This is a genomic window from Rhizobium sp. WW_1, assembly GCF_003610155.1.
Classification (GTDB): domain Bacteria; phylum Pseudomonadota; class Alphaproteobacteria; order Rhizobiales; family Rhizobiaceae; genus Rhizobium; species Rhizobium tropici_A.
This window is the reverse complement of record NZ_RAIN01000003.1, coordinates 227961-247638: the sequence shown is the minus strand read 5'-3', so window position 1 is coordinate 247638 and position 19678 is coordinate 227961. Positions and strand designations below refer to the sequence as shown.

Annotated in this window: 17 protein-coding genes; 11 read left to right on the top strand and 6 right to left on the bottom strand. The window is 61.0% G+C overall.

Features of this window, described 5'->3' with window-relative positions:
• Nucleotides 1-8: 8 nt before the first annotated feature.
• From BJ928_RS11350 to BJ928_RS11335, 4 genes are all read right to left on the bottom strand, one after another.
• On the bottom strand, nt 9-851 hold the full coding sequence (locus tag BJ928_RS11350) for a glycosyltransferase family 25 protein (protein ID WP_047629049.1): 843 nt from the start codon (nt 849-851) through the stop codon (nt 9-11).
• Between the two features lie 125 nt (nt 852-976).
• Nucleotides 977-1594 (bottom strand): hypothetical protein, encoded by a 618-nt coding sequence (locus tag BJ928_RS11345; protein WP_047629048.1) that lies wholly within the window; start codon nt 1592-1594, stop codon nt 977-979.
• A 282-nt stretch (nt 1595-1876) separates the two neighbouring features.
• Nucleotides 1877-3829: a DUF882 domain-containing protein gene (locus BJ928_RS11340; protein WP_047629047.1), complete on the bottom strand. Its 1953-nt coding sequence runs from the start codon at nt 3827-3829 to the stop codon at nt 1877-1879.
• A 175-nt stretch (nt 3830-4004) separates the two neighbouring features.
• On the bottom strand, nt 4005-5585 hold the full coding sequence (locus BJ928_RS11335) for a sigma-54 dependent transcriptional regulator (RefSeq protein WP_047629046.1): 1581 nt from the start codon (nt 5583-5585) through the stop codon (nt 4005-4007).
• 219 nt (nt 5586-5804) lie between these two features.
• Between BJ928_RS11335 and BJ928_RS11330 the strand changes: the two genes are divergently transcribed.
• From BJ928_RS11330 to hemH, 9 genes are all read left to right on the top strand, one after another.
• Nucleotides 5805-7652: a M3 family oligoendopeptidase gene (locus tag BJ928_RS11330; RefSeq protein ID WP_047629045.1), complete on the top strand. Its 1848-nt coding sequence runs from the start codon at nt 5805-5807 to the stop codon at nt 7650-7652.
• A gap of 25 nt (nt 7653-7677) precedes the next feature.
• Nucleotides 7678-8838: an aminodeoxychorismate synthase component I gene (locus tag BJ928_RS11325; protein ID WP_047629044.1), complete on the top strand. Its 1161-nt coding sequence runs from the start codon at nt 7678-7680 to the stop codon at nt 8836-8838.
• Nucleotides 8823-9464 (top strand): aminotransferase class IV family protein, encoded by a 642-nt coding sequence (locus BJ928_RS11320; RefSeq protein ID WP_047629043.1) that lies wholly within the window; start codon nt 8823-8825, stop codon nt 9462-9464. Before BJ928_RS11325 ends, BJ928_RS11320 begins: the two co-directional genes overlap by 16 nt.
• A 4-nt stretch (nt 9465-9468) precedes the next feature.
• A complete protein-coding gene (locus BJ928_RS11315) occupies nt 9469-9753 on the top strand; it encodes a YciI family protein (RefSeq protein WP_047629042.1) in 285 nt (94 codons plus the stop codon).
• 265 nt (nt 9754-10018) lie between these two features.
• Nucleotides 10019-11470: a homospermidine synthase gene (locus tag BJ928_RS11310; protein ID WP_047629041.1), complete on the top strand. Its 1452-nt coding sequence runs from the start codon at nt 10019-10021 to the stop codon at nt 11468-11470.
• Nucleotides 11471-11649: 179 nt separating this feature from the next.
• A complete protein-coding gene (locus BJ928_RS11305; RefSeq protein WP_047629040.1) occupies nt 11650-12039 on the top strand; it encodes a hypothetical protein in 390 nt (129 codons plus the stop codon).
• Between the two features lie 28 nt (nt 12040-12067).
• Nucleotides 12068-12391: a hypothetical protein gene (locus BJ928_RS11300; RefSeq protein WP_047629039.1), complete on the top strand. Its 324-nt coding sequence runs from the start codon at nt 12068-12070 to the stop codon at nt 12389-12391.
• A 147-nt stretch (nt 12392-12538) separates the two neighbouring features.
• Nucleotides 12539-14641, top strand: coding sequence for a 5'-nucleotidase C-terminal domain-containing protein (locus tag BJ928_RS11295; RefSeq protein ID WP_047629038.1), 2103 nt, complete (start codon nt 12539-12541; stop codon nt 14639-14641).
• A gap of 97 nt (nt 14642-14738) precedes the next feature.
• A complete protein-coding gene (gene hemH, locus BJ928_RS11290) occupies nt 14739-15773 on the top strand; it encodes a ferrochelatase (protein ID WP_047629037.1) in 1035 nt (344 codons plus the stop codon).
• A gap of 33 nt (nt 15774-15806) precedes the next feature.
• On the opposite strand, the gene BJ928_RS11285 is transcribed toward hemH, so the two are convergent.
• A complete protein-coding gene (locus BJ928_RS11285; protein ID WP_047629036.1) occupies nt 15807-16715 on the bottom strand; it encodes a S1C family serine protease in 909 nt (302 codons plus the stop codon).
• A gap of 300 nt (nt 16716-17015) precedes the next feature.
• Here BJ928_RS11285 and BJ928_RS11280 point away from each other — a divergent pair, with 300 nt between their 5' ends.
• Nucleotides 17016-18032, top strand: a complete 1017-nt coding sequence (locus BJ928_RS11280; RefSeq protein WP_047629035.1) for an SPFH domain-containing protein — start codon at nt 17016-17018, stop codon at nt 18030-18032.
• A gap of 1 nt (nt 18033) precedes the next feature.
• Nucleotides 18034-18492 carry an NfeD family protein gene (locus BJ928_RS11275; protein ID WP_047629034.1) on the top strand — a complete coding sequence of 153 codons (459 nt, stop codon included), beginning with the start codon at nt 18034-18036 and terminating at the stop codon, nt 18490-18492.
• Here BJ928_RS11275 and BJ928_RS11270 read toward each other — a convergent pair whose 3' ends face one another.
• Nucleotides 18493-19488, bottom strand: a complete 996-nt coding sequence (locus tag BJ928_RS11270; protein WP_047629033.1) for a KpsF/GutQ family sugar-phosphate isomerase — start codon at nt 19486-19488, stop codon at nt 18493-18495. It lies immediately after the preceding gene.
• Between the last annotated feature and the right edge of the window lie 190 nt (nt 19489-19678).

Here is a 19678-nt window from a genome sequence, read left to right as displayed (position 1 = left end):
GGATCGTCTCAGATCATGCGACGGGCGCGAAGCGCGATCTTGGCGCGATAGAGCGGTCTCAACACCTCTCTGAAAAGCCTCTCGGCCAAGGTCTTGTGGCTCTTGATCGTGCTGCCGCCGAGCTGGGGAGAAATTTCGCGCACGCCGCCCGGCAGGACCGCCAATGGCGACACGTGGGTAAACCAGCTCATCTGTATGGTCGTATCGACCGGCCGATCGAAAACGGACGTCGCCTCCAGCAGACGGATGGCGGCATCGCGACTGACGAGCTGAGCCACCATGCCGAGACCGATCCGCACTGGCTGGATGACATTGGTTTCTCCCTGGGAGAGAACGCATCTGCCGTGTTCCTTGCCCATGCGGAACGGGAACCGAATGAACGATCCCGGCTTCAGGCATGCCTTGGCGGCTGCGAAGGCCGCGTGGAACGCATCATCGATCTCGACGTCGTCTTCGAAGACGAGGCCCGCGTCGATACCCTGCTCGACGATGGCAGCCCAGGCCTTGCGGTGCGACAGAAAACAGGCAATCTCGCCGGTGCTCATGGCAAACGGATAGTATGGCTTCTGCAGCCGGGGTCGATAGACGCTCTCGATCTCGGCCGCTGTCAACGTGCGGCCATCGACCGCCTCGATAACCTCGCTTTGCACCGAAAGCTTCGCGGCCAGTCTTTCGACCTGCGGCATGCGATCGCGAGCGCGATCCAGATGGATGATGAAGCCACGAATGACGGGTTGGCTTACCCCGGCCAGAACGGTCCCAACCGAGGCGGACGGCTGATCGAACTCGAATCCCGTGGGAGATCTTTCGAGCGGCATCGCCGAAGACGGGCCGAATTCGTGAGCTTGCATGAAAGGACACCTCGAGGTCATAGTTCGCGAGGCTCTAGCAACCCTGAATGAAAGCGAGCTTAGGCAAACCTGAGGCGAAACTGAAAATGGTTGTTTTCGGGCCGATCCGAACAACTGAAAGAAGGCTAGGCGAGCATGCCGATGCGACCGTTCGCCATTTTGTCCTCAACCCAGCGGCGTTCATCCAGCCAGGCATGGCGCTTCCATCCTTCCCAGCTGAAGCCGCAGAGCTTCACGTCCCATTCCTCGGCCGGCAATCGCGACAACGCATAGCGGATACCGAAGAAGCCGGTACTCGGGAAGAGCAGGTGCATCCGGCATTGCGTCACGCCGAGTTCCTTGCAGCCCTCGATGTAGAACTGCGGCGGCATGATGCGGATTTCCTTGCCCGCGGCACCGACCAATTCGATCGTCCGCATCGTCCAATCGCTCTTTCTGCCTTTCAGACGCGAAAGAAAATTGGGCTTGGGATGATATTTGCTGATGATATCGGGATGATAGGCGAGCACGATCTCCTTGGCGGCAGTGAAAGTCGCGCTGGTCAGGAAGCTCGGGTCCGACAATCGGCGCTGCATCGGCTTGCTGGACGCGGCAAGCATGAGAATGTCGGTGCGTGAACCGCTCATGCCGATCGAGGCTTTCGGCTCGTTGAAGCGCATCGCGAACTCCGCCTGGTCCACGATCTCCGACAGATCGCGCTGCAACTTGCCATTGCCGATGATGATTGCCGTCTTACGAGTCAAATACGAGTATCCGCCAAGTCCCAAGTCGCCGGCCTAAGGGAGCCAAATGAAGCGAAACTGAATGACGGAGGCTGGAGGCGCGCATAAATCCTGACACGAACCTGAAAGCCGAGGCGGTGTCACCTGCAAGCAACAGCTGCGCACGAGGACCCACTTCCACCTCGCATTTGCAAAGGCGTTCTCGTTGGCTGATGCGGATTGCAATCACAACTGAGCAGCCGATCGACCGAATCAAAAAGGAGCCCGAACGGGCTCCTGAAAACGATGCTGACGTTGATGGGCCTATTCGACCGAATTGAACTTCTTCACCTGCAGGAAATTCACCGCCGTCCCGCTGAAGCGCTCGGGATCGATCGATGCCGTCTGCACCTTGAAGCCATCGGTATAGACGGCGGTTGGCTGCGCACGGAGCGTCGGGCTCACGAAGCGGGGCGCCTTGACAGGCCGGTTCACGATCTCGACCCGAGCCTTTGCGATCGCCCATTGCGAGATCATCTTCTCGGTCAGCCTCGGCGAAGTCGTCACCGTCGCGCGGCCCGAATCGGCGTCGACGGCATCCTGCTTGTTCGGTCGGCCACCCTTGGTCGCGATACCGGCGGCAATCGGACGTTCCTGCTGTATGGCCGGCTCGAAACCGTCGTTGAAACGGCGGCTGCTCGCCTTTACCTCGTTGCGGATCGGCGCGAGCGCGGCCACTTGCATCGGCATCTGCTGAACCGGCCGTTGCTGTGGCAAGACCGCGGCAATTGCCTGCGCTGCGCTATCGCCGGTGGCCATACCATTGCTTGCCGGCGCCAGTTGATCCTTCGATGCAACATTGTTCAACGGCTGGTTCACAGCAACCGCATTGCTTGTATCCGACCGATCGGGACGGCTTTGCTCGAGGGCGGCAATGACCGAAGGCGAAAGCACGCCTGCGTCTGCCTGGTCATCGGCCGCTTCCTGATCGGCATCGGCCGATGCCAGAAGGCTTTCCGCCACTTCCGGACGCTGCGCCGGCACCGGAACGGCGGCCAATTGACCCTTCATGTCAGCCTCGGCCGATGCCATTTCGGCGTCGCCGGGCGCCCGGCGATCGAGCAGGGACGGCACAGGCACATGATAGGAGCGGAGATCGGCATATTGCGGCTGATCGTCGGTCTCCGGCATCGCAGCGGCAAGCGCATCCTGAGCCGGGTTACGAGGCTGCGAGACGAGCGCGGCGACGACGTCGCTGCCAGAAGGTTGATTGCCGAATGCCGGACGAACCTGCGGAACGGGCGCATTTACGCTGGCGACCTGAACCTGGGCCGGGGTCTGAGCTTGAACCGGGCTATCGTCGCCATCATCGCTTGCGGCCGGAGCTGGCTGCCCCTTACGAGCAGCCGACGCGACAGCCACCGGCGTTCCGCTATCCGCATTGTCCTCTTCCTCATCCGCGCCACCGCCGCCGCCAAAGAGGCGGGCAAAGAAGCCACGGCGCGGAGAAGACGAGCTTGCGATCTGAATATCGTCGGACGACATGCGGCGTTTGTAATCGGCAACCGCCTGTTGATAGCCCGGCAGCGGCCGGCCATCGGCCGGAATATGCATCGTCTTGCCGTCCGGGAAGAGGCGGACGAGATCCTGGCGATCCATGCGCGGCCATGCGCGCACGCCGCCAACGTCCATATGCACGAAAGGCGAGCCCGAGGTCGGATAATAGCCGACGCCGCCCACCTGCAGCTTCATGCCGATTTCGCGCAGCTTGGTGAGCTTGACGTCGGGAATGTAGAAGTCCATCGCGTTGCCGAGCATGTGCTGGCTCTTCTTGGCAACGCCGGTGTGAGCGTTACGCGTGCGCAGCATCTCGTTGGTGCCTGGCGAACGGAAACCGCAGATCACGTAGATGAATTCGTGCGAGCCGCTTTCGCGATAGACTTCCCATATGAGGTCGAACAGGCGCGGGTTCATCTTGGTCGGCTGATTCTTGCGCCAGTCGCGCAAGATGCGGTTCAGCTTCTCCAAGCCGTCCGGATCGAACTTGCCATTGCGCTTGTAGGTGATGACGGCCTTTTCGCCGGTATGGACGTAATAGATCTTCAGGCTGCGGGTTTCGCCACCCGCCTGAGAGGGGCTGCCGACGAAAACAGGGGTAGAAACAGCCAAAGCAAGGAGGCCAACGGCTGCAACCTTGGCCACCTTGCTAAATAGGTTCGAGCACGCAGAATGCCAGCTCAAGCTATTAGGCTTGGTATCTCTACTCAAATTCGGCAATTCGATCCCCGTCCGACAGACAATGTCGCATCGTGTTCCAAATGGCTGTCAATTGCGGTGACACGATGGCAAAAATGCCACACATCGTCGACCTCTTCATACATGGTGAACGATGCACTAACAAGTGCTTTACGACGGGTAACAAAATATGCTTGCCTAAACGTTAAGCTTTCCTTCACGCGGCGTTTTTTTGCGGGTCATCCGGGTCTATTCCGTAGTCTTTCAACTTCCGGTAGAGAGTTGAGCGCCCGATACCGAGCTTTCTCGCCACTTGACTCATCTGCCCGCGATAGAATTTGAGGGCGAATCGGATCAATTCTTCCTCCACATCCGCGAGTTTCCGCACGTCACCCGATGTGTTCGTGCTGACAATGATATTGTCGGAAGCGCTGGCCGACGCATCAGCTACGGCAAGCGGAGTGGTTGCAGCCGCTCCATGCGAAATGCCGTAGACGCCCCGTTCGCTTCTTTCAGCAGCAAGAGCCTCTGTCGAAGAGACATGCGAATTATCCACAACTAAGGTCGGATGCTCGGCTGCGAAGTAGCCGGGCAGCTGCGCGGCGATCTGCGGGAAATCCGTGTCGAGCAGCTCCGGCCCCTCGGACAGCACGACCGCGCGGAAAACCGCGTTTTCGAGCTGGCGGATATTGCCCGGCCAGTCATAGGCCGTCAGCAGCGCCAGCGCGTCGTTGCTGATCCCGAGCGGATGATCGAGCTTCTGCTCGTGGGCGAACCGATCGGCAAAAGCGCGCGCCAGATGCGGGATATCCTCCTTGCGGCGGCGCAGCGCCGGCATGGTGATCGGGAAGACGTTGAGACGATAGTAGAGATCCTCGCGGAACCGTCCTGCCTTGACCTCTTCGATCAGATCCTTGTTCGTGGCGGAAATCAGCCGGACATTGACCTTCTGCGCGACGCGCGCGCCGACAGTCTCGATTTCGCCCTGCTGCACGGCGCGCAGCAGCTTGACCTGGACTTCCAGCGGCAGATCGCCGATCTCATCGAGGAACAAAGTCCCTCCATCGGCCTCCATGAACTTGCCGACATGGCGCTCGGCTGCGCCCGTGAACGCGCCCTTCTCATGTCCGAAGAGAATGCTTTCCACGAGATTGTGCGGGATGGCGCCACAGTTGACGGTCACGAACGGCTTGCCGGCACGGTCGCTTGCGGCCTGGATGGCGCGAGCCACCAGTTCCTTGCCGACGCCGGATTCGCCTTCCAGCACGACAGGGATATTCGACTGCGCCGCGCGATGGGCGAGATCGATGACGCGCATCATCGCAGGGCTTGCCGAGACGATGTCGTCGAAGGAGATGCTGCTCGAGCGTGACTTGCGTCCGGCACGGGCTTTCGCCTCGCGCTGGTCGAGCTTCAGGGCGTTGGCGATCGATGCCGCGATACGCTCCGGCGACACGGGCTTGACGACGAAATCGAAGGCGCCGGCACGCATGGCCTGCACGACGGTATCGATGCCGCCCTGCCCCGTCTGCACGATGACGGGCAGGTCGATGCCCATATCGTTCAGCGCGCCCAGGAACTCGATGCCGTTCATTTCCGGCATCATCAGATCGAGCACGATCACGTTGATATGATCGTTGCCACGCTTTAGAAACTCAAGGCCGAGACGGCCATTTTCTGCCAGATGGGCAACGTGTCCGTGCCGCTCGATGGCATTCTTGAGCAGACGACGTTGAATCGGATCATCCTCAACAACGAGAATCTGCGCGCCCCCTTTGGCGCTATTATAAACGGTCATTGGTGCCTCACTTCATGCGAAACCTGACACGACAGTCGCAGAAAGGCTTGAACATGAAGTTTTGCCAAATCATCGCATTTTAATCATTATGACGAATGTAACGCCGCCCGGGATTCAACCGCCGGTGCAGCAAAATCAGGCCTTGCGGCGGGCTTTCCAGCCGAATAGACAAAAACGGATCGGACGATCCGAACAATAAAAGCAGAGGAAATATCGCCCATGAGCCCGACCTCGCTCCATCAATCGCTTAATTTTTCCGCAAGCCAGGCCACGGGTCAGGCGCTTGGCAACCTGCCCGCCTGGAAGCTCAGCGATCTCTATCCGTCGGCAACGTCGCCGGCCTTCCTCGGCGACATGGAGAAGGCCGGCACGATGTCCGTCGCCTTCGAGGAAAAATGGAAGGGCAAGCTTACCGATGCAGCCGCCAGATCGGGCGATGCAGGCATCGGCGCCGCCATCAGGGAATATGAGGCGCTTGACGACATCATGGGCCGCCTCGGCTCCTATGCCGGTCTCACCTATTTCTCCAACACCATCGATCCCGCCAACGGCAAGCTTTACGGCGACGTGCAGGCAAAGCTGACGGACTACGCCGCACACCTGCTGTTCTTTCCGCTGGAACTGAACCGCATCGACGATGCCGTGATGGACGCCTGCATGGCGAACGACGCCATCGCCGGCCACTATCGTCCCTGGATCGTCGACCTGCGCAAGGACAAGCCGCATCAGCTCGACGACAAGATCGAGCAGCTGTTCCTGGAAAAATCCATGACCAGCGCGGCCGCCTTCAACCGGCTGTTCGACGAGACGATGGCCGAACTGCGCTTCGAGATCGACGGCGAGAAGCATCCACTGGAAGTCGCGCTCAACATGCTGCAGGAGCAGGACCCGGAAGCGCGCCGTAAAGCCGCGATGGCGCTTGCTGAAACCTTCAAGGCCAATTTGCGCACCTTCACGCTCATCACCAATACGCTCGCCAAGGACAAGGAAATCGCCGATCGCTGGCGCGGTTTCGAAGACATCGCCGACTCAAGGCACCTGGCGAACCGCGTCGAGCGCGAGGTGGTGGATGCGCTGGCGGCCGCCGTGCGCGACGCCTATCCGCGCCTCTCTCACCGCTATTACAAGATGAAGGCCAAGTGGCTCGGCATGGACCAGATGAATTTCTGGGACCGCAATGCGCCGCTGCCGGAAACGCCCAATGCGCTGATCCCCTGGACCGACGCGAAGGATACGGTGCTGTCGGCCTACGGCAATTTCGCCCCGGAAATGGCTGCGATCGCCAAGCGCTTTTTCGATGAGGAATGGATCGACGCGCCCGTGCGGCCCGGCAAGGCGCCCGGCGCCTTCGCGCATCCAACCGTGCCGTCGGCTCATCCTTACGTGCTGGTCAACTACATGGGCAAGCCGCGCGATGTCATGACGCTGGCGCATGAGCTCGGCCATGGCGTTCATCAGGTGCTGGCCGGCGGCCAGGGCGCGCTGATGTGCCAGACGCCGCTGACGCTGGCCGAAACCGCCTCCGTCTTCGGAGAGATGCTGACCTTCCGCGCCCTCCTCGACAAGACCACCGACAAGCGCGAGCGCAAGGCGATGCTCGCCCAGAAGGTCGAGGACATGATCAACACGGTCGTGCGACAGATCGCCTTCTATGAATTCGAGCGCAAGGTGCACACCGCCCGCAAGAATGGCGAGCTGACGTCGGACAATATCGGCGAGTTGTGGCTCTCCGTGCAGGAGGAAAGCCTCGGGCCTGCGATCAAGATCTCCGAGGGCTACGAGACCTACTGGGCCTATATCCCGCATTTCATCCACTCGCCCTTCTACGTCTATGCCTATGCCTTCGGCGATTGCCTGGTGAACTCGCTCTATGCCGTCTACCGCAACGCCGAGAAGGGCTTCCAGGAGAAGTATTTCGAGCTCCTGAAGGCCGGCGGCACCAAGCATCACTCCGAACTCCTGAAGCCTTTCGGCCTCGACGCGACCGATCCGTCGTTCTGGAGCAAGGGCCTGTCGATGATCGAAGGGCTGATCGACGAACTGGAAGCGCTAGATAAGGCTGCCTGACACACCACCGCCGAAGAAGTGCTCAATGGCCGACGCCATACCCTACGTCCTTTTCAGGGACGACAGCACCGGACAGGTGATGATCTTTGCCGAACCGGCCGAGATCATCATCGCCCATACGCGCGAGCAATTCTTTGATGCCCTCGATCGAATGGAAGACGCCAGGCAACGGGGAAAGTGGCTTGCCGGCTATATGGCCTATGAGGCGGGCCACCTCTTCGAGGAAAAACTCGCTTCCTTCGCCGAGGACAACAGGGAGACGCCACTTCTCTGCTTCGGCGTTTTCGATGCGCCCGCCGGCGACGGCCATCCACTTGCTCAACCCGCACAACGGCAGGAAAACCAGGAGTTCCTGACGGAGCCGAAGGCTGCCTGGAATTTTGAGACCTATCGGGAGAGGTTCGACAGGCTGCACCAGCATCTGCGCGTGGGTGACTGTTATCAGGCGAACCTCACCATGCCGATCCATGCCCGCTGGAACGGCGATCCCCGCGCTGCCTTCTGGTCGCTGATCGACCGGCAGCCGGTGAAATATGGCGCGCTCGTCGACCTCGGCGGCCCGATCATCCTGTCGCGCTCGCCGGAGCTGTTCTTCCGCACGGACGAAGACGGCTGGATCGAGACGCATCCGATGAAGGGCACGGCCAAACGCGGCGCGAATGCCGTCGAGGATGAAAAAATCATCGCCGAAATGCTTGCCGACGAGAAGACGCAGGCCGAAAACCGCATGATCGTCGACTTGCTTCGCAACGACATCTCGCGCATCACCGAGGTCGGTACGCTGGACGTGCCCAAACTCTTCGAAATCGAGACCTACCCGACCCTGCACCAGATGGTGAGCCATGTGCAGGCGAGGCTGCTTCCGGGCATATCGATCCGCGATATCCTTGCTGCGCTCTTCCCCTGCGGTTCGATAACAGGCGCGCCGAAAATGCGGGCGATGGAGATCCTGCACAATCTCGAAGATGGCCCGCGCGACGCCTATTGTGGCGCGATCGGCATGATCTCGCCTGATGGAGCCATGCGTTTTTCGGTGGCGATCCGCACGATCACACTTTTCGAAGACGGTCGCGCGGTATTCAATGTCGGCGGAGGCATCGTCTTCGATTCGACGGCGGAAGCGGAATATGAAGAATGCCTCCTCAAGGCGCGTTTCGCCGTGGGGGACCGATGGATCGACCGTTAGAGGATTTTTCCCTGATCGAGACGCTGCGCTACGAGCCGGAAGCCGGCTTCGTGCGTCTGCGGCTGCATCTGGCACGACTGCAGCGCTCTGCCCGCCGTTTGGACTTTGCAGCCCCGAAGGACGTGCTCGGAAAGCTAGAACAGGCGGTCACCGATGCCGCCGCGCCCTTGCGAGTTCGGCTCACGGCGGACCGCGAGGGGCAGACGGCGTTGACGACGGCCCCGTTTGTCCCGCTGCTGCCCGACACCGTCTGGCGCGTGCGCATTGCCACAACCCGGCTCGATTCCGCCGACAAGCTACTGCGCGTCAAGACCACGCGTCGCGCGGTCTATGAAGCGGCCCGCGCGGAGTATGGGCCCGATGAAGCGGATGAAGTGCTGCTGCTTAATGAGAAGGATGATGTGTGCGAGGGAACGATCACCTCGATCTTCCTCGAGGATGATCCGGACACGCTCCGCACCCCGCCGATATCGGCCGGTCTGCTTGCCGGCGTCCTGCGTACCGAACTCATCTGCCAGCGCAAGGCCCGCGTCGGCCGCATCCGGCTCGACGACCTGAAAGATCGCCCCCTTTATGTCGGAAACTCCCTGCGCGGCCTGATCCGCGCGCAACTCATATGGAATTGATTGAATGTTCATCCTCTCGCTCACCTACCTCAAGGGCAATGACGAAGCCGACAAGCACATGGAACCTCACATGGCCTGGGTGAAGGAGGGCTATGCCAGGGGCTGGTTCCTCGCCTCGGGCCGCAAGGTGCCGCGCACCGGGGGCGTCATCTTCGCCCACGGCGAAAAAGCCGAGCTGGAAGCCTATGTCGCAGCCGACCCTTTCACCATCCACGGCGTCGCAGCCTATGAGGTTCAGGAAATCGCTCTGACCACTGTCACGGACGGATTGGAGAGCCTGAAGGCCTGATCGACGGATGACGGCGACCGTCATCCGATTTCGGTTATGTCAGTGAAAACCGACCTTGAAGGCAACAAACTCGTCGCATAAGGCGTGTATGTTGGCCTCCACTTGACTTTGTCCGGCTAACCCTGAACAGCTCTTTATTGTGACATCAAATTATGATTAGAGCCGCTCAACCCGCGTTTTCGCGCAAACTCTGCCAGCGCTTTCGCGCAAACTCTAACTAGATTTCGTGAACCGAACGGCGTCCTGCCTTTCGAAGGAGAAAAGAATGACGAAACACAACTATCCGGTATATGCCGAAATTACCGGTCCGATCGTGATGATCGGCTTTGGCTCCATCGGCCGTGGCACCCTGCCCCTGATCGAGCGCCATTTCAAATTCGACAAGAGCCGGATGGTCGTCATCGACCCGCAGTTGGATGCCGAGCACCTGGCGATCCTGGAAAAGCATGGCGTCCGCCATATCCAGGCGCATGTCACCAAGGACAACTACAAGGATCTCCTGAAGCCGCTTCTCACCGAAGGCGGCGGCCAGGGCTTCTGCGTCAACCTCTCGGTCGACACCGGTTCGCTCGATCTGGTCAAGCTGTGCCGCAAGCTCGACGTGCTCTACATCGACACCGTCGTCGAGCCTTGGCTCGGCTTCTACTTCGACAAGAGCATGAAGAACGCCGACCGCACCAACTACGCGCTGCGCGAAACCATGCGCAAGGAAAAGGAAAAGAACCCGGGCGGCACGACTGCGGTTTCCACCTGCGGCGCCAATCCGGGCATGGTCTCCTGGTTCGTCAAGCAGGCGCTCGTCAACCTCGCCAAGGATATCGGCCTGAAGTTCGAAGAGCCGGATCAGCATGACCGCGAAGGCTGGGCCAAGCTGATGAAGAAGGTGGGCGTCAAGGGCGTTCACATTGCCGAGCGCGACACGCAGCGCACCAAGCACCCGAAGCCGCTCAACGTCTTCTGGAACACCTGGTCTGTCGAAGGCTTCATCTCCGAAGGTCTGCAGCCGGCCGAACTCGGCTGGGGCACCCATGAAAACTGGATGCCGAAGAACGCCAAGAAGCACAAGAAGGGCTGCCAGGCCGCCATCTATCTGGAACAGCCGGGCGCCAACACCCGCGTCCGTACCTGGTGCCCGACCCCGGGCCCGCAATACGGTTTCCTGGTGACGCACAACGAGTCGATCTCGATCGCCGATTATTTCACCGTGCGCGACAAGGACGGCGAAGTCACCTTCCGCCCGACCTGCCACTACGCCTACCATCCCGCGAACGACGCCGTGCTGTCGCTGCACGAAATGTTCGGCAATGGCGGCACACCGCAGCCGGTCCACCACGTTCTCGACGAACACGAGCTTGAGGACGGCATCGACGAGCTCGGCGTGCTGCTCTACGGCCACGACAAGAACGCCTATTGGTACGGTTCGCGCCTGTCTCTCGAAGAGACCCGCCGCATCGCTCCCTACCAGAACGCCACCGGTCTGCAGGTGACCTCCGCCGTGCTCGCCGGCATGGTCTGGGCGCTGGAAAATCCGAAGGCCGGCATCGTCGAAGCCGACGAAGTCGACTACAAGCGCTGCCTCGAAGTCCAGCTGCCCTATCTCGGCCCGGTCGAAGGCCACTACACCGACTGGACCCCGCTCGATGGCCGCCCGGGCCTGTTCCCGGAAGACATCGACACCAAGGACCCCTGGCAGTTCCGGAACATCCTGGTTCGCTAAGCGTATAGCGTCAGCCCAATGCAAGCTCGAATGCCCGCACAGGTCGTGCGGGCATTTTTGTTACGCAAGCCAGATAAATCAATCAGATCGCCTGTGAAGCCTTGCTTTAGCCCGATGGTCGCGCCATCTTCCTTGCAACCGATACGCCTTTAGTCCGCCCTTATTCGCGGGAGATATTTATGAAGATGAGAACCGCTCTTGCCCTCCTCGCCGCCGCAGCAGCTTTATCTGCCTGCGTCGATTTCGGTGGCTCTAGACCGCCGCCGATGACGATGAACCCCGGCGGGCCTCAGCCGCGGATGAATTCGGTGGAAGGCAGCTGGGCCGATTCGAACGGCCTGAACTCGACGTTCAACGGCGGTCGCTTCGAAACGCACACCACTGACGGCACGAACCAGCAGATGGCTTCGGGAACCTACACGACCGACCCCTCCGGCGTGATCCAGATCAATCTTTATTCGAACATCAAGCGCACCTCGTCGAAGGTGAATTGCTTCCTGGCCAATCCCAGCCAGCTCAACTGCACCTCCGAAACTGGCGGGCACTTCTCGCTCAATCGCCAGGGCTGATAGAGGCCTAGTGGACGGATAAGGCATCATGCGCGGTCTGCTGATCCTCTATCTGACCCTCGTTGCCGCCCTCCCCGTCGCCATCCTGGCGACGGTCCTTCCGGTCAACGTCTACCGCGCCCAGGGTATCGAAGCGCTCGATTGCGACGGGCCGATAGGCGTTCTCTTCTTCGCCCTGCCCGCTTTGCTCGTCTACGGCGTCGGCGCTATCCTCCTTTATCGGAAGCGGAATCGACGCCTTCATCTCGTCGCCTCTCTCTGCTGCCTGCTTGTCTTCTGTTTCGTCGGCTGGAACGCCGTTGCTGCCCTGCGGGAATCCCATGGTGGCGCCTCCATCGAGGCCTGCGCCTGACCTGATGGCCGATTCCCTCGCTTTGTAAAATCCTAATGAAGCCAACAGCTTTTGCTTGCGCTCGCTCCGCCGTGATGAAAACATCGGCCTGGGGGACCGCCTTGGGGCATTGGCGGGCCGGATTGCAATGACCAACAGGAGAGACAGATGAAGCAGCCCTTCGGAGTGGGTCTTTTGGCCGCAACGCTGCTGGCGCTGAGCACCAGCGCCGCCTTCGCGGACTATCAGCTCAACATCCTGCACTTCAACGATTTCCATTCGCGCGTGGAGTCGATCAACAAGTTCGACGCCACCTGCTCGGCAGCCGAGGAAGCCAAGAACGAGTGCTTCGGCGGTGCCGCGCGGCTGAAAGCTGCCATCGACCAGAGACGCGCAGCCCTTGCCGGCCAGAACGTGCTTGTTCTCGATGCCGGCGATAATTTCCAGGGCTCCCTGTTCTACACGACCTATAAGGGGGCGGCCGAAGTCGAATTCCTGAACGACATGAAGATCGACGCCATGACGGTCGGCAATCACGAATTCGACGATGGCGAAGGCCCGCTGGCCGCCTTCCTCGACAAGGCGCAGTTCCCGGTCGTAACCGCCAATCTGGTGGTCGACGACCAGTCGAAGCTCGGCAACCGCATCAAGAAGTCGATCGTACTCGACATCGGCGGCCAGAAGATCGGCATCGTCGGTGCGGTGACGACAGAGACGCCGGAGCTCGCCTCTCCCGGCCCGCATGTGAAGATCACCGACGATGCCGCCGCCATCAGCGCCGAAGTCGACGCACTGAAATCGCAGGGCGTCAACAAGATCATCGCGCTCACCCATGTCGGCTATCCCCGCGATGTCGAGAAGATCGCCAAGATCGCCGGCGTCAGCGTCGTTGTCGGCGGCCACTCGCACACGCTCTTGTCGAATACCGACCCGAAGGCCGCCGGCCCCTATCCGACCATGGTCGACAATCCGGCGGGCTATAAGGTCCCTGTTGTCCAGGCCGCCTCCTATGGCAAGTATCTCGGCGATCTCGTCGTCACCTTCGACGACAACGGCGCCGTCAAGGATGCCAAGGGCGACCCGATCCTGCTCGATTCCTCCATCAAGCCCGATCCGACGATCCTCGCCCGCGTGCAGGAAATGGCCAAGCCAATCGAGGAGCTGCGCAAGAAGGTCATCGGCAATTCGCAAGGTCCGATCGAAGGCGCGCGCGAAATCTGCCGCGTCCAGGAATGCTCGATGGGCAATCTGGTGGCCGATGCGATCCTCGATCGCACCAAGGCACAGGGCATCTCGATCGCCATCCAGAACGGTGGCGGCCTGCGAGCCTCCATCGCCGCCGGCGATGTCAGCATGGGCGACGTCTTGACCGTGCTGCCCTTCCAGAACACGGTTGCGACCTTCCAGCTGACGGGCGCTGATGTGAAGGCCGCGCTCGAAAACGGCCTCAGCCAGATCGACGACGGTGCCGGTCGCTTCCCGCAGGTCGCCGGCCTCAAATACAGCTTCGACAAATCGAAGCCGCCAGGAAGCCGTCTGGTCTCGGTCGAAGTGCAGGAAAGCACCGAATTCAAGCCGATCGACCCCGAAAAGACCTATGGCGTCGTCAGCAACAACTATATGCGCGCCGGCGGCGACGGTTACACGGTCTTCGCAAAGGACGGCAAGAATGCCTATGACTTCGGCCCCAACCTGGAATCGGTGGTTGCCGATTATCTCGGCGCACATAATCCCTACAAGCCCTATACGGATGGCCGCATAACCCAGGTTGCCGCCGCCGCGGCAGCAGCGCAGCCGGAGCCGGCAAAGCCCGCAGACGCAACACAGCAGGCTGTACCTGCACAGCAACCGGCGCCGGCAGCCGACGATAAGGGCGCAGCATCGCCCACGACGACCCCTCCGGCCTCTTCCGCCCCGGCGGTGACGACACCGAGCACGACCATGCCGGCCAACCCCGCCGCAACGCCGTCCGCCCCGACAAAGTCCGACCCGGTACAGTCGACGCCCGCGACCTCGGCTCCAGCGACGGAAACCCCGGCCGCCGCCGCACCGGCTACCACGGCTCCGGCAGCCACAGCGCCGGAAACCAAGGCCAGCGAACCGCCGAAGACTCCGACGACGCATGTGGTCGTCGCCGGCGACACGCTCTGGGATCTCGCCAAGACCTACTACGGCAACGCCAGGCAATGGCGCAAACTTCTGGCGGCAAACCACAATATCAAGCCGCATCACCTGACCGTCGGCGAAAAGTTGAGGATTCCGGCCAAGTAAGGACGATTTGTCTCGCCTGCCCCAGCCGGTCCGGGCTTCCCCGGACCGGCTTTTGTTCTTATGTGAAGTGCTTCGTATCTTGAGAGGAATCCAATCGATGACAGCAGACCTGACGGCACTTCCGCCCGATCACCCAAGCGTGAAATACGGCAAGGTCGGCGTGCTGCTCATCAATCTTGGGACGCCTGATGGCACCGACTATTCCTCCATGCGCCGCTACCTGCGCGAGTTCCTGACCGATCGCCGCGTCATCGAGTGGTCGCGCTGGAAATGGTACCCGATCCTGTTCGGCATCGTGCTCAACACCCGCCCGCAAAAGGTCGGCAAGGCCTACGAGATGATCTGGAACAAGGAGAAGAACGAAAGCTTCCTGCGCACCTATACGCGCAACCAGTCGGACCTGATGGCCGAGCGCCTGCGCGACCTGCCCAATGTCAAGGTCGACTGGGCCATGCGCTACGGCCAGCCTTCGATCGCCGACCGAATCCAGGCGCTGAAGGACGAAGGCTGCGAGCGCATCGTGCTCTTTCCGCTCTATCCGCAATATGCAGCAGCAACGACGGCGACCGTCAACGACAAGGCCTTCGAGAAGCTCCAGAAGATGCGTTGGCAGCCGGCCATCCGCACCGTGCCGCAATATCATGACGACGAGGCCTATATCGAGGCGCTCGCCAATTCCGTGACCCGGCACCTCTCGACGCTGGATTGGCAGCCGGAAAAGATCATCGCGTCCTTCCACGGCATCCCCATGTCCTATTTCAAGCTGGGCGACCCCTATTACTGTTTCTGTCAGAAGACCGGCCGCCTGCTGCGGGAAAAGCTCGGTCTGACCGAAGATCAGTTCATGGTCACGTTCCAGTCCCGCTTCGGCCCGGAGGAATGGCTGCAGCCCTACACCGACAAGACGGTGGAACAGCTTGCCAGGGATGGCACCAAACGGATCGCCGTACTCAATCCGGGTTTCGTCTCCGACTGCCTGGAGACGCTGGAGGAGATCGCCGAACAGGCGGCGGAATCCTTCCATCACAATGGCGGCGACAAGTTCACCCATATCCCCTGTCTCAACGACAGCGAAGACGGCATGAATGTGCTGGAAAAGGTCGTGCGGCGGGAGCTGCTCGGCTGGGCGTGAGGGACCGCCGGCAGCAATGCCGGCGACACAGTTCTATTGAAGCTGCGGCTTCTTGAGGAAGCTGCCGCGATCGGCTGATTTAACGCGCAGCCAGGCCTCGCGGCCATCGCGCAACACCCGCATGGGGATCTCGGAGCCGGCTGGACCGCTCTGCCAGATCTTGCGGTAGAAATCAGCGAGACCGTCGACTTCACCATCGCGGATTTCGGAAATGACGTCGCCACGGCGCAAGCCAGCCTTCGCGGCCGGACCGCCTTCGGTGACGCTCATGACGACGACCTCGCCATTGCTCTCGGCGGAAAAGGCTCCGAGCCAGGGCCGCGGCGGCTTGTTGACGCGGCCGCGCTTGATCAGATCGTCGAGAATCGGCGTCAAGAGATTGATCGGCACAATCATGTTGATATCGGCGCTGTCGCCGTCTTGGGTCGCCATCTGCAGGTGCAGCGAGCCGATGCCGAGCAGCTTGCCGTCCTCGTCGACAAGAGCTGCCCCGCCCCAGGAGGGATGCGCCGGCGCCGTGAAGATCGCCTCATCGAGCAGATACTCCCAATAGCCGGCAAACTCCTGCTTCGCGACGATCTTCGCCTCGACGAACTGGCCGATCCCGTCGGCGACGACGACTTCATCGCCGATATCGGCCTTGTTGGTGTCGCCGAATTCCAGGGCGGGCACGTCGAGCGGCCCGAGCGCCTGCACCAGGCCGAACCCCGTTTCCTGATCGTAAGCCAGCGCGTGGCCAGGCACGACGCGGCCGCTATTGGTCGTGAGCCAGACCTCGTCGGCTTCGGTAATCAGATAACCGATCGTCAGTACCAGACCGTTTCCACGGATGACGACGCCACTGCCTTCCCTGCGGGTACCGAGCGTTGGGGCCGTAAAGGCGTCTTCCGGAATTGAGGCGTGCACGGCCACAACCGACCGCAAGGTCCTATCTAAGTTCATAGCTTCACCCTGATGATGCGCGATGGCTTGGCCCGAAAGGCTGCGTGGCAGCGGAGCCGGAGATTTCTATCATAAGGTATGAACATCAATCGCCGGGCGCAAGACCCGGACAGCGATTGGGTGATCACTCCCGCAGCAAAGCACCCTCCGCAGCCCATTCCTCACTTGCCGAGAACATGCTAACTCACCACATTTGATTGAGCTGCCTCCTCATGGACTCGACCGGGTACAGGAGGCCGAACGGCAGCGTTTTACGCGACGCAAGCCTGCCACGGGCGGGCGCGTTCATGGAGGAGTTCGATGGTGGTCGGTGGTTTCAGTATCGTCGTGATTGCCCTGGTGGTTTTGGTCATCCTGGTGCTGTTTGCCGGCATCAAGACCGTGCCGCAGGGCTATCGGTACACGGTCCAGCGCTTCGGCCGCTACATCCGCACGCTGGAACCAGGTCTCAATCTGATCGTGCCTTTCATTGAAACGATCGGCATGCGGATGAATGTGATGGAACAGGTGTTGGCCGTGCCGACGCAAGAGGTCATCACCAAGGACAACGCCAGCATCTCCGCCGATGCGGTGGCCTTCTTCCAGGTCCTGAACGCGGCGCAGGCCGCCTATCAGATCACCAATCTCGAAAGCGCGATCCTCAACCTCACCAAGACCAACATCCGTTCGGTCATGGGCTCGATGGACCTGGACGAACTCCTGTCCAATCGCGATGCCATCAACGAGCGGCTGCTGCGCGTCGTCGATGAGGCGGTCGAACCCTGGGGCATCAAGGTAACGCGCGTGGAGATCAAGGACATCCAGCCGCCGAAGGATCTCGTTGATGCCATGGGCCGGCAGATGAAGGCCGAGCGCGAAAAGCGCGCCCAGGTTCTTGAGGCAGAAGGCCTGCGCAACGCCCAGATCCTGCGCGCCGAAGGCGCCAAACAGGCAGCCGTGCTGCAGGCCGAGGGCCAGCGCGAAGCGGCATTTCGCAATGCCGAAGCCCGCGAACGCCTCGCGGAAGCAGAAGCCAAGGCGACCCGCGTGGTGTCCGAGGCGATTGCCGAAGGCAACGTGCAGGCCATCAACTACTTCGTCGCACAGAAATACACCGAAGCCCTGACCGCGATCGGCTCGGCCAACAATTCCAAGATCGTGCTCATGCCCATGGAGGCAAGCTCCATCATCGGTTCGCTCGGCGGCATCGGCGCCATCGCCCGCGAAGTCTTCGGCGACAATGGCGACGGCAACGGCGCGCCACAACCCAATCGCCCGCGCCCCTCCGCCGCGCGCACCACGCCGTCGGTCAATCCGTTGACCTCGAAGGAGACTTGAGATGTTCGACAATCTCATCGTCGAACTCGGCCCCTGGAGCTGGTGGCTCGTGGGTCTGGTGCTGCTGGCCGCCGAGCTGATCCTGCCAGGCTTTTTCCTGGTGTGGATCGGGCTTGCCGGCATCATCGTCGGCGCCTTGTCGCTTCTTTTCTGGGAGAACAGCTTCTGGATCTGGCAGGTTCAGGGATTGGTCTTTGCGGCCACGGCTGTGATCGTCACCCTCATCGGCCGTCGTTATCTCTATAACAACAACCAGGTGACCGACGAACCCTTCCTGAACCAGCGCAGCGCCAGCCTCGTCGGGCGCACGGCAACCCTTGACCAGCCGATCGCCGAAGGCCGGGGGCGCATTCGCTTGAACGATACCTATTGGACGGTCAACGGACCGGACCTGCCCATCGGCACCCGCGTCAAGGTCGTCGCCAGCAACGGCCGCGACCTTACGGTCGAACCGGTCTGATCAGGCGACGCCGATCCGCAGCAGATCGTGGAAATGCACGACGCCGATCGGCCGGCGCGCTTCATCGATGACCATGAGAGCCGAGATATTGTGACGGTTGAGCACGGCCATGGCGCTTGTCGCCAGCGTCGTTTCCTTCACCGTCTTCGGATTGCGGGTCATCACCTCGTCCACACGCATCTCGGCAAGGCTCGTCCCGAGATTGCGGGCAATGTCGCCATCGGTAACGATGCCGCAAAGGCAACCTTCATCGTCAATCACGCCGACGCAGCCGAAACGCATTTGCGACAACGTCATCGCCGCTTCGGGCATGCCGGTTCCGAGTTTGACCAGCGGCACGCGATCGCCCTTGTGCATGATATCCGCGACATGCGAGAGGCTGGCGCCCAGCTTGCCGCCTGGATGGAACGTACGGAAATCCTCGGCGGTGAAGCCGCGCGCTTCCAGCAGCGCCACGGTCAGCGCATCGCCGATGGCAAGCTGCAGCAGCGTCGATGTGGTCGGCGCCAGCCCGTGCGGGCAGGCTTCCTGCTCTTTCGGCAGCAGCAGCACCACATCCGATTCGCGCGCCAATGTCGAAGTCTCGCCGGCCGTGATGGCGATCATCGGGATCGAGAAGCGGCGGGAATAGCTGATGATGCCGCGCAGCTCGGCGCTTTCGCCGCCCCAGGAGATCGCGACGATGACATCGTCCTGTGTGATCATGCCCAGATCGCCATGATTGGCTTCGACTGGATGGACGAAGAAAGCCGGCGTCCCGGTGGAAGCCAGGCTTGCGGCGAGCTTGTTGCCGATATGGCCGCTTTTGCCAACGCCGGTGATGACGACGCGGCCGCTGATATCGCCGATGATCTCGACGGCACGGCTGAAGGGCTCGGCCAGACCATTGGCCAAAGCGCGTTCCAGCGCTTCCATACCCCGTCTTTCGGTCTCGATCGTTCGAATCGCGGATTCGATCGCACCGTTCTCGATCAGTCTTACAGCTCTCTTATTCATGAGCGAGGCCTAACGCTTTTCTGCAAATCTGTCCACCAAAGATCGACTTATGGCGCCGGCGACCGCCGGCAACGCCTTCCCGATAATATTATCAAATCCTTTCTTGTCGCCATCGCTTGGCAACCAAGCGTTAACCACGCGGCTTTACACTTGGGTAAGAATTTAGGTCATTTCCAGCAGGGTCAGATAT

What these genes read in the sequence shown, in the direction of transcription:
- BJ928_RS11310 (WP_047629041.1), top strand. Translation starts at nt 10,019, where the DNA reads ATGACGAAACACAACTATCCGGTATATGCCGAAATTACCGGTCCGATC.
- BJ928_RS11305 (WP_047629040.1), top strand. Translation starts at nt 11,650, where the DNA reads ATGAAGATGAGAACCGCTCTTGCCCTCCTCGCCGCCGCAGCAGCTTTA.
- hemH (WP_047629037.1), top strand. Translation starts at nt 14,739, where the DNA reads ATGACAGCAGACCTGACGGCACTTCCGCCCGATCACCCAAGCGTGAAA.
- BJ928_RS11285 (WP_047629036.1), bottom strand. Translation starts at nt 16,715, where the DNA reads ATGAACTTAGATAGGACCTTGCGGTCGGTTGTGGCCGTGCACGCCTCA.
- BJ928_RS11325 (WP_047629044.1), top strand. Translation starts at nt 7,678, where the DNA reads ATGGCCGACGCCATACCCTACGTCCTTTTCAGGGACGACAGCACCGGA.
- BJ928_RS11320 (WP_047629043.1), top strand. Translation starts at nt 8,823, where the DNA reads ATGGATCGACCGTTAGAGGATTTTTCCCTGATCGAGACGCTGCGCTAC.
- BJ928_RS11335 (WP_047629046.1), bottom strand. Translation starts at nt 5,585, where the DNA reads ATGACCGTTTATAATAGCGCCAAAGGGGGCGCGCAGATTCTCGTTGTT.
- BJ928_RS11330 (WP_047629045.1), top strand. Translation starts at nt 5,805, where the DNA reads ATGAGCCCGACCTCGCTCCATCAATCGCTTAATTTTTCCGCAAGCCAG.
- BJ928_RS11280 (WP_047629035.1), top strand. Translation starts at nt 17,016, where the DNA reads ATGGTGGTCGGTGGTTTCAGTATCGTCGTGATTGCCCTGGTGGTTTTG.
- BJ928_RS11300 (WP_047629039.1), top strand. Translation starts at nt 12,068, where the DNA reads ATGCGCGGTCTGCTGATCCTCTATCTGACCCTCGTTGCCGCCCTCCCC.
- BJ928_RS11270 (WP_047629033.1), bottom strand. Translation starts at nt 19,488, where the DNA reads ATGAATAAGAGAGCTGTAAGACTGATCGAGAACGGTGCGATCGAATCC.
- BJ928_RS11315 (WP_047629042.1), top strand. Translation starts at nt 9,469, where the DNA reads ATGTTCATCCTCTCGCTCACCTACCTCAAGGGCAATGACGAAGCCGAC.
- BJ928_RS11275 (WP_047629034.1), top strand. Translation starts at nt 18,034, where the DNA reads ATGTTCGACAATCTCATCGTCGAACTCGGCCCCTGGAGCTGGTGGCTC.
- BJ928_RS11295 (WP_047629038.1), top strand. Translation starts at nt 12,539, where the DNA reads ATGAAGCAGCCCTTCGGAGTGGGTCTTTTGGCCGCAACGCTGCTGGCG.
- BJ928_RS11350 (WP_047629049.1), bottom strand. Translation starts at nt 851, where the DNA reads ATGCAAGCTCACGAATTCGGCCCGTCTTCGGCGATGCCGCTCGAAAGA.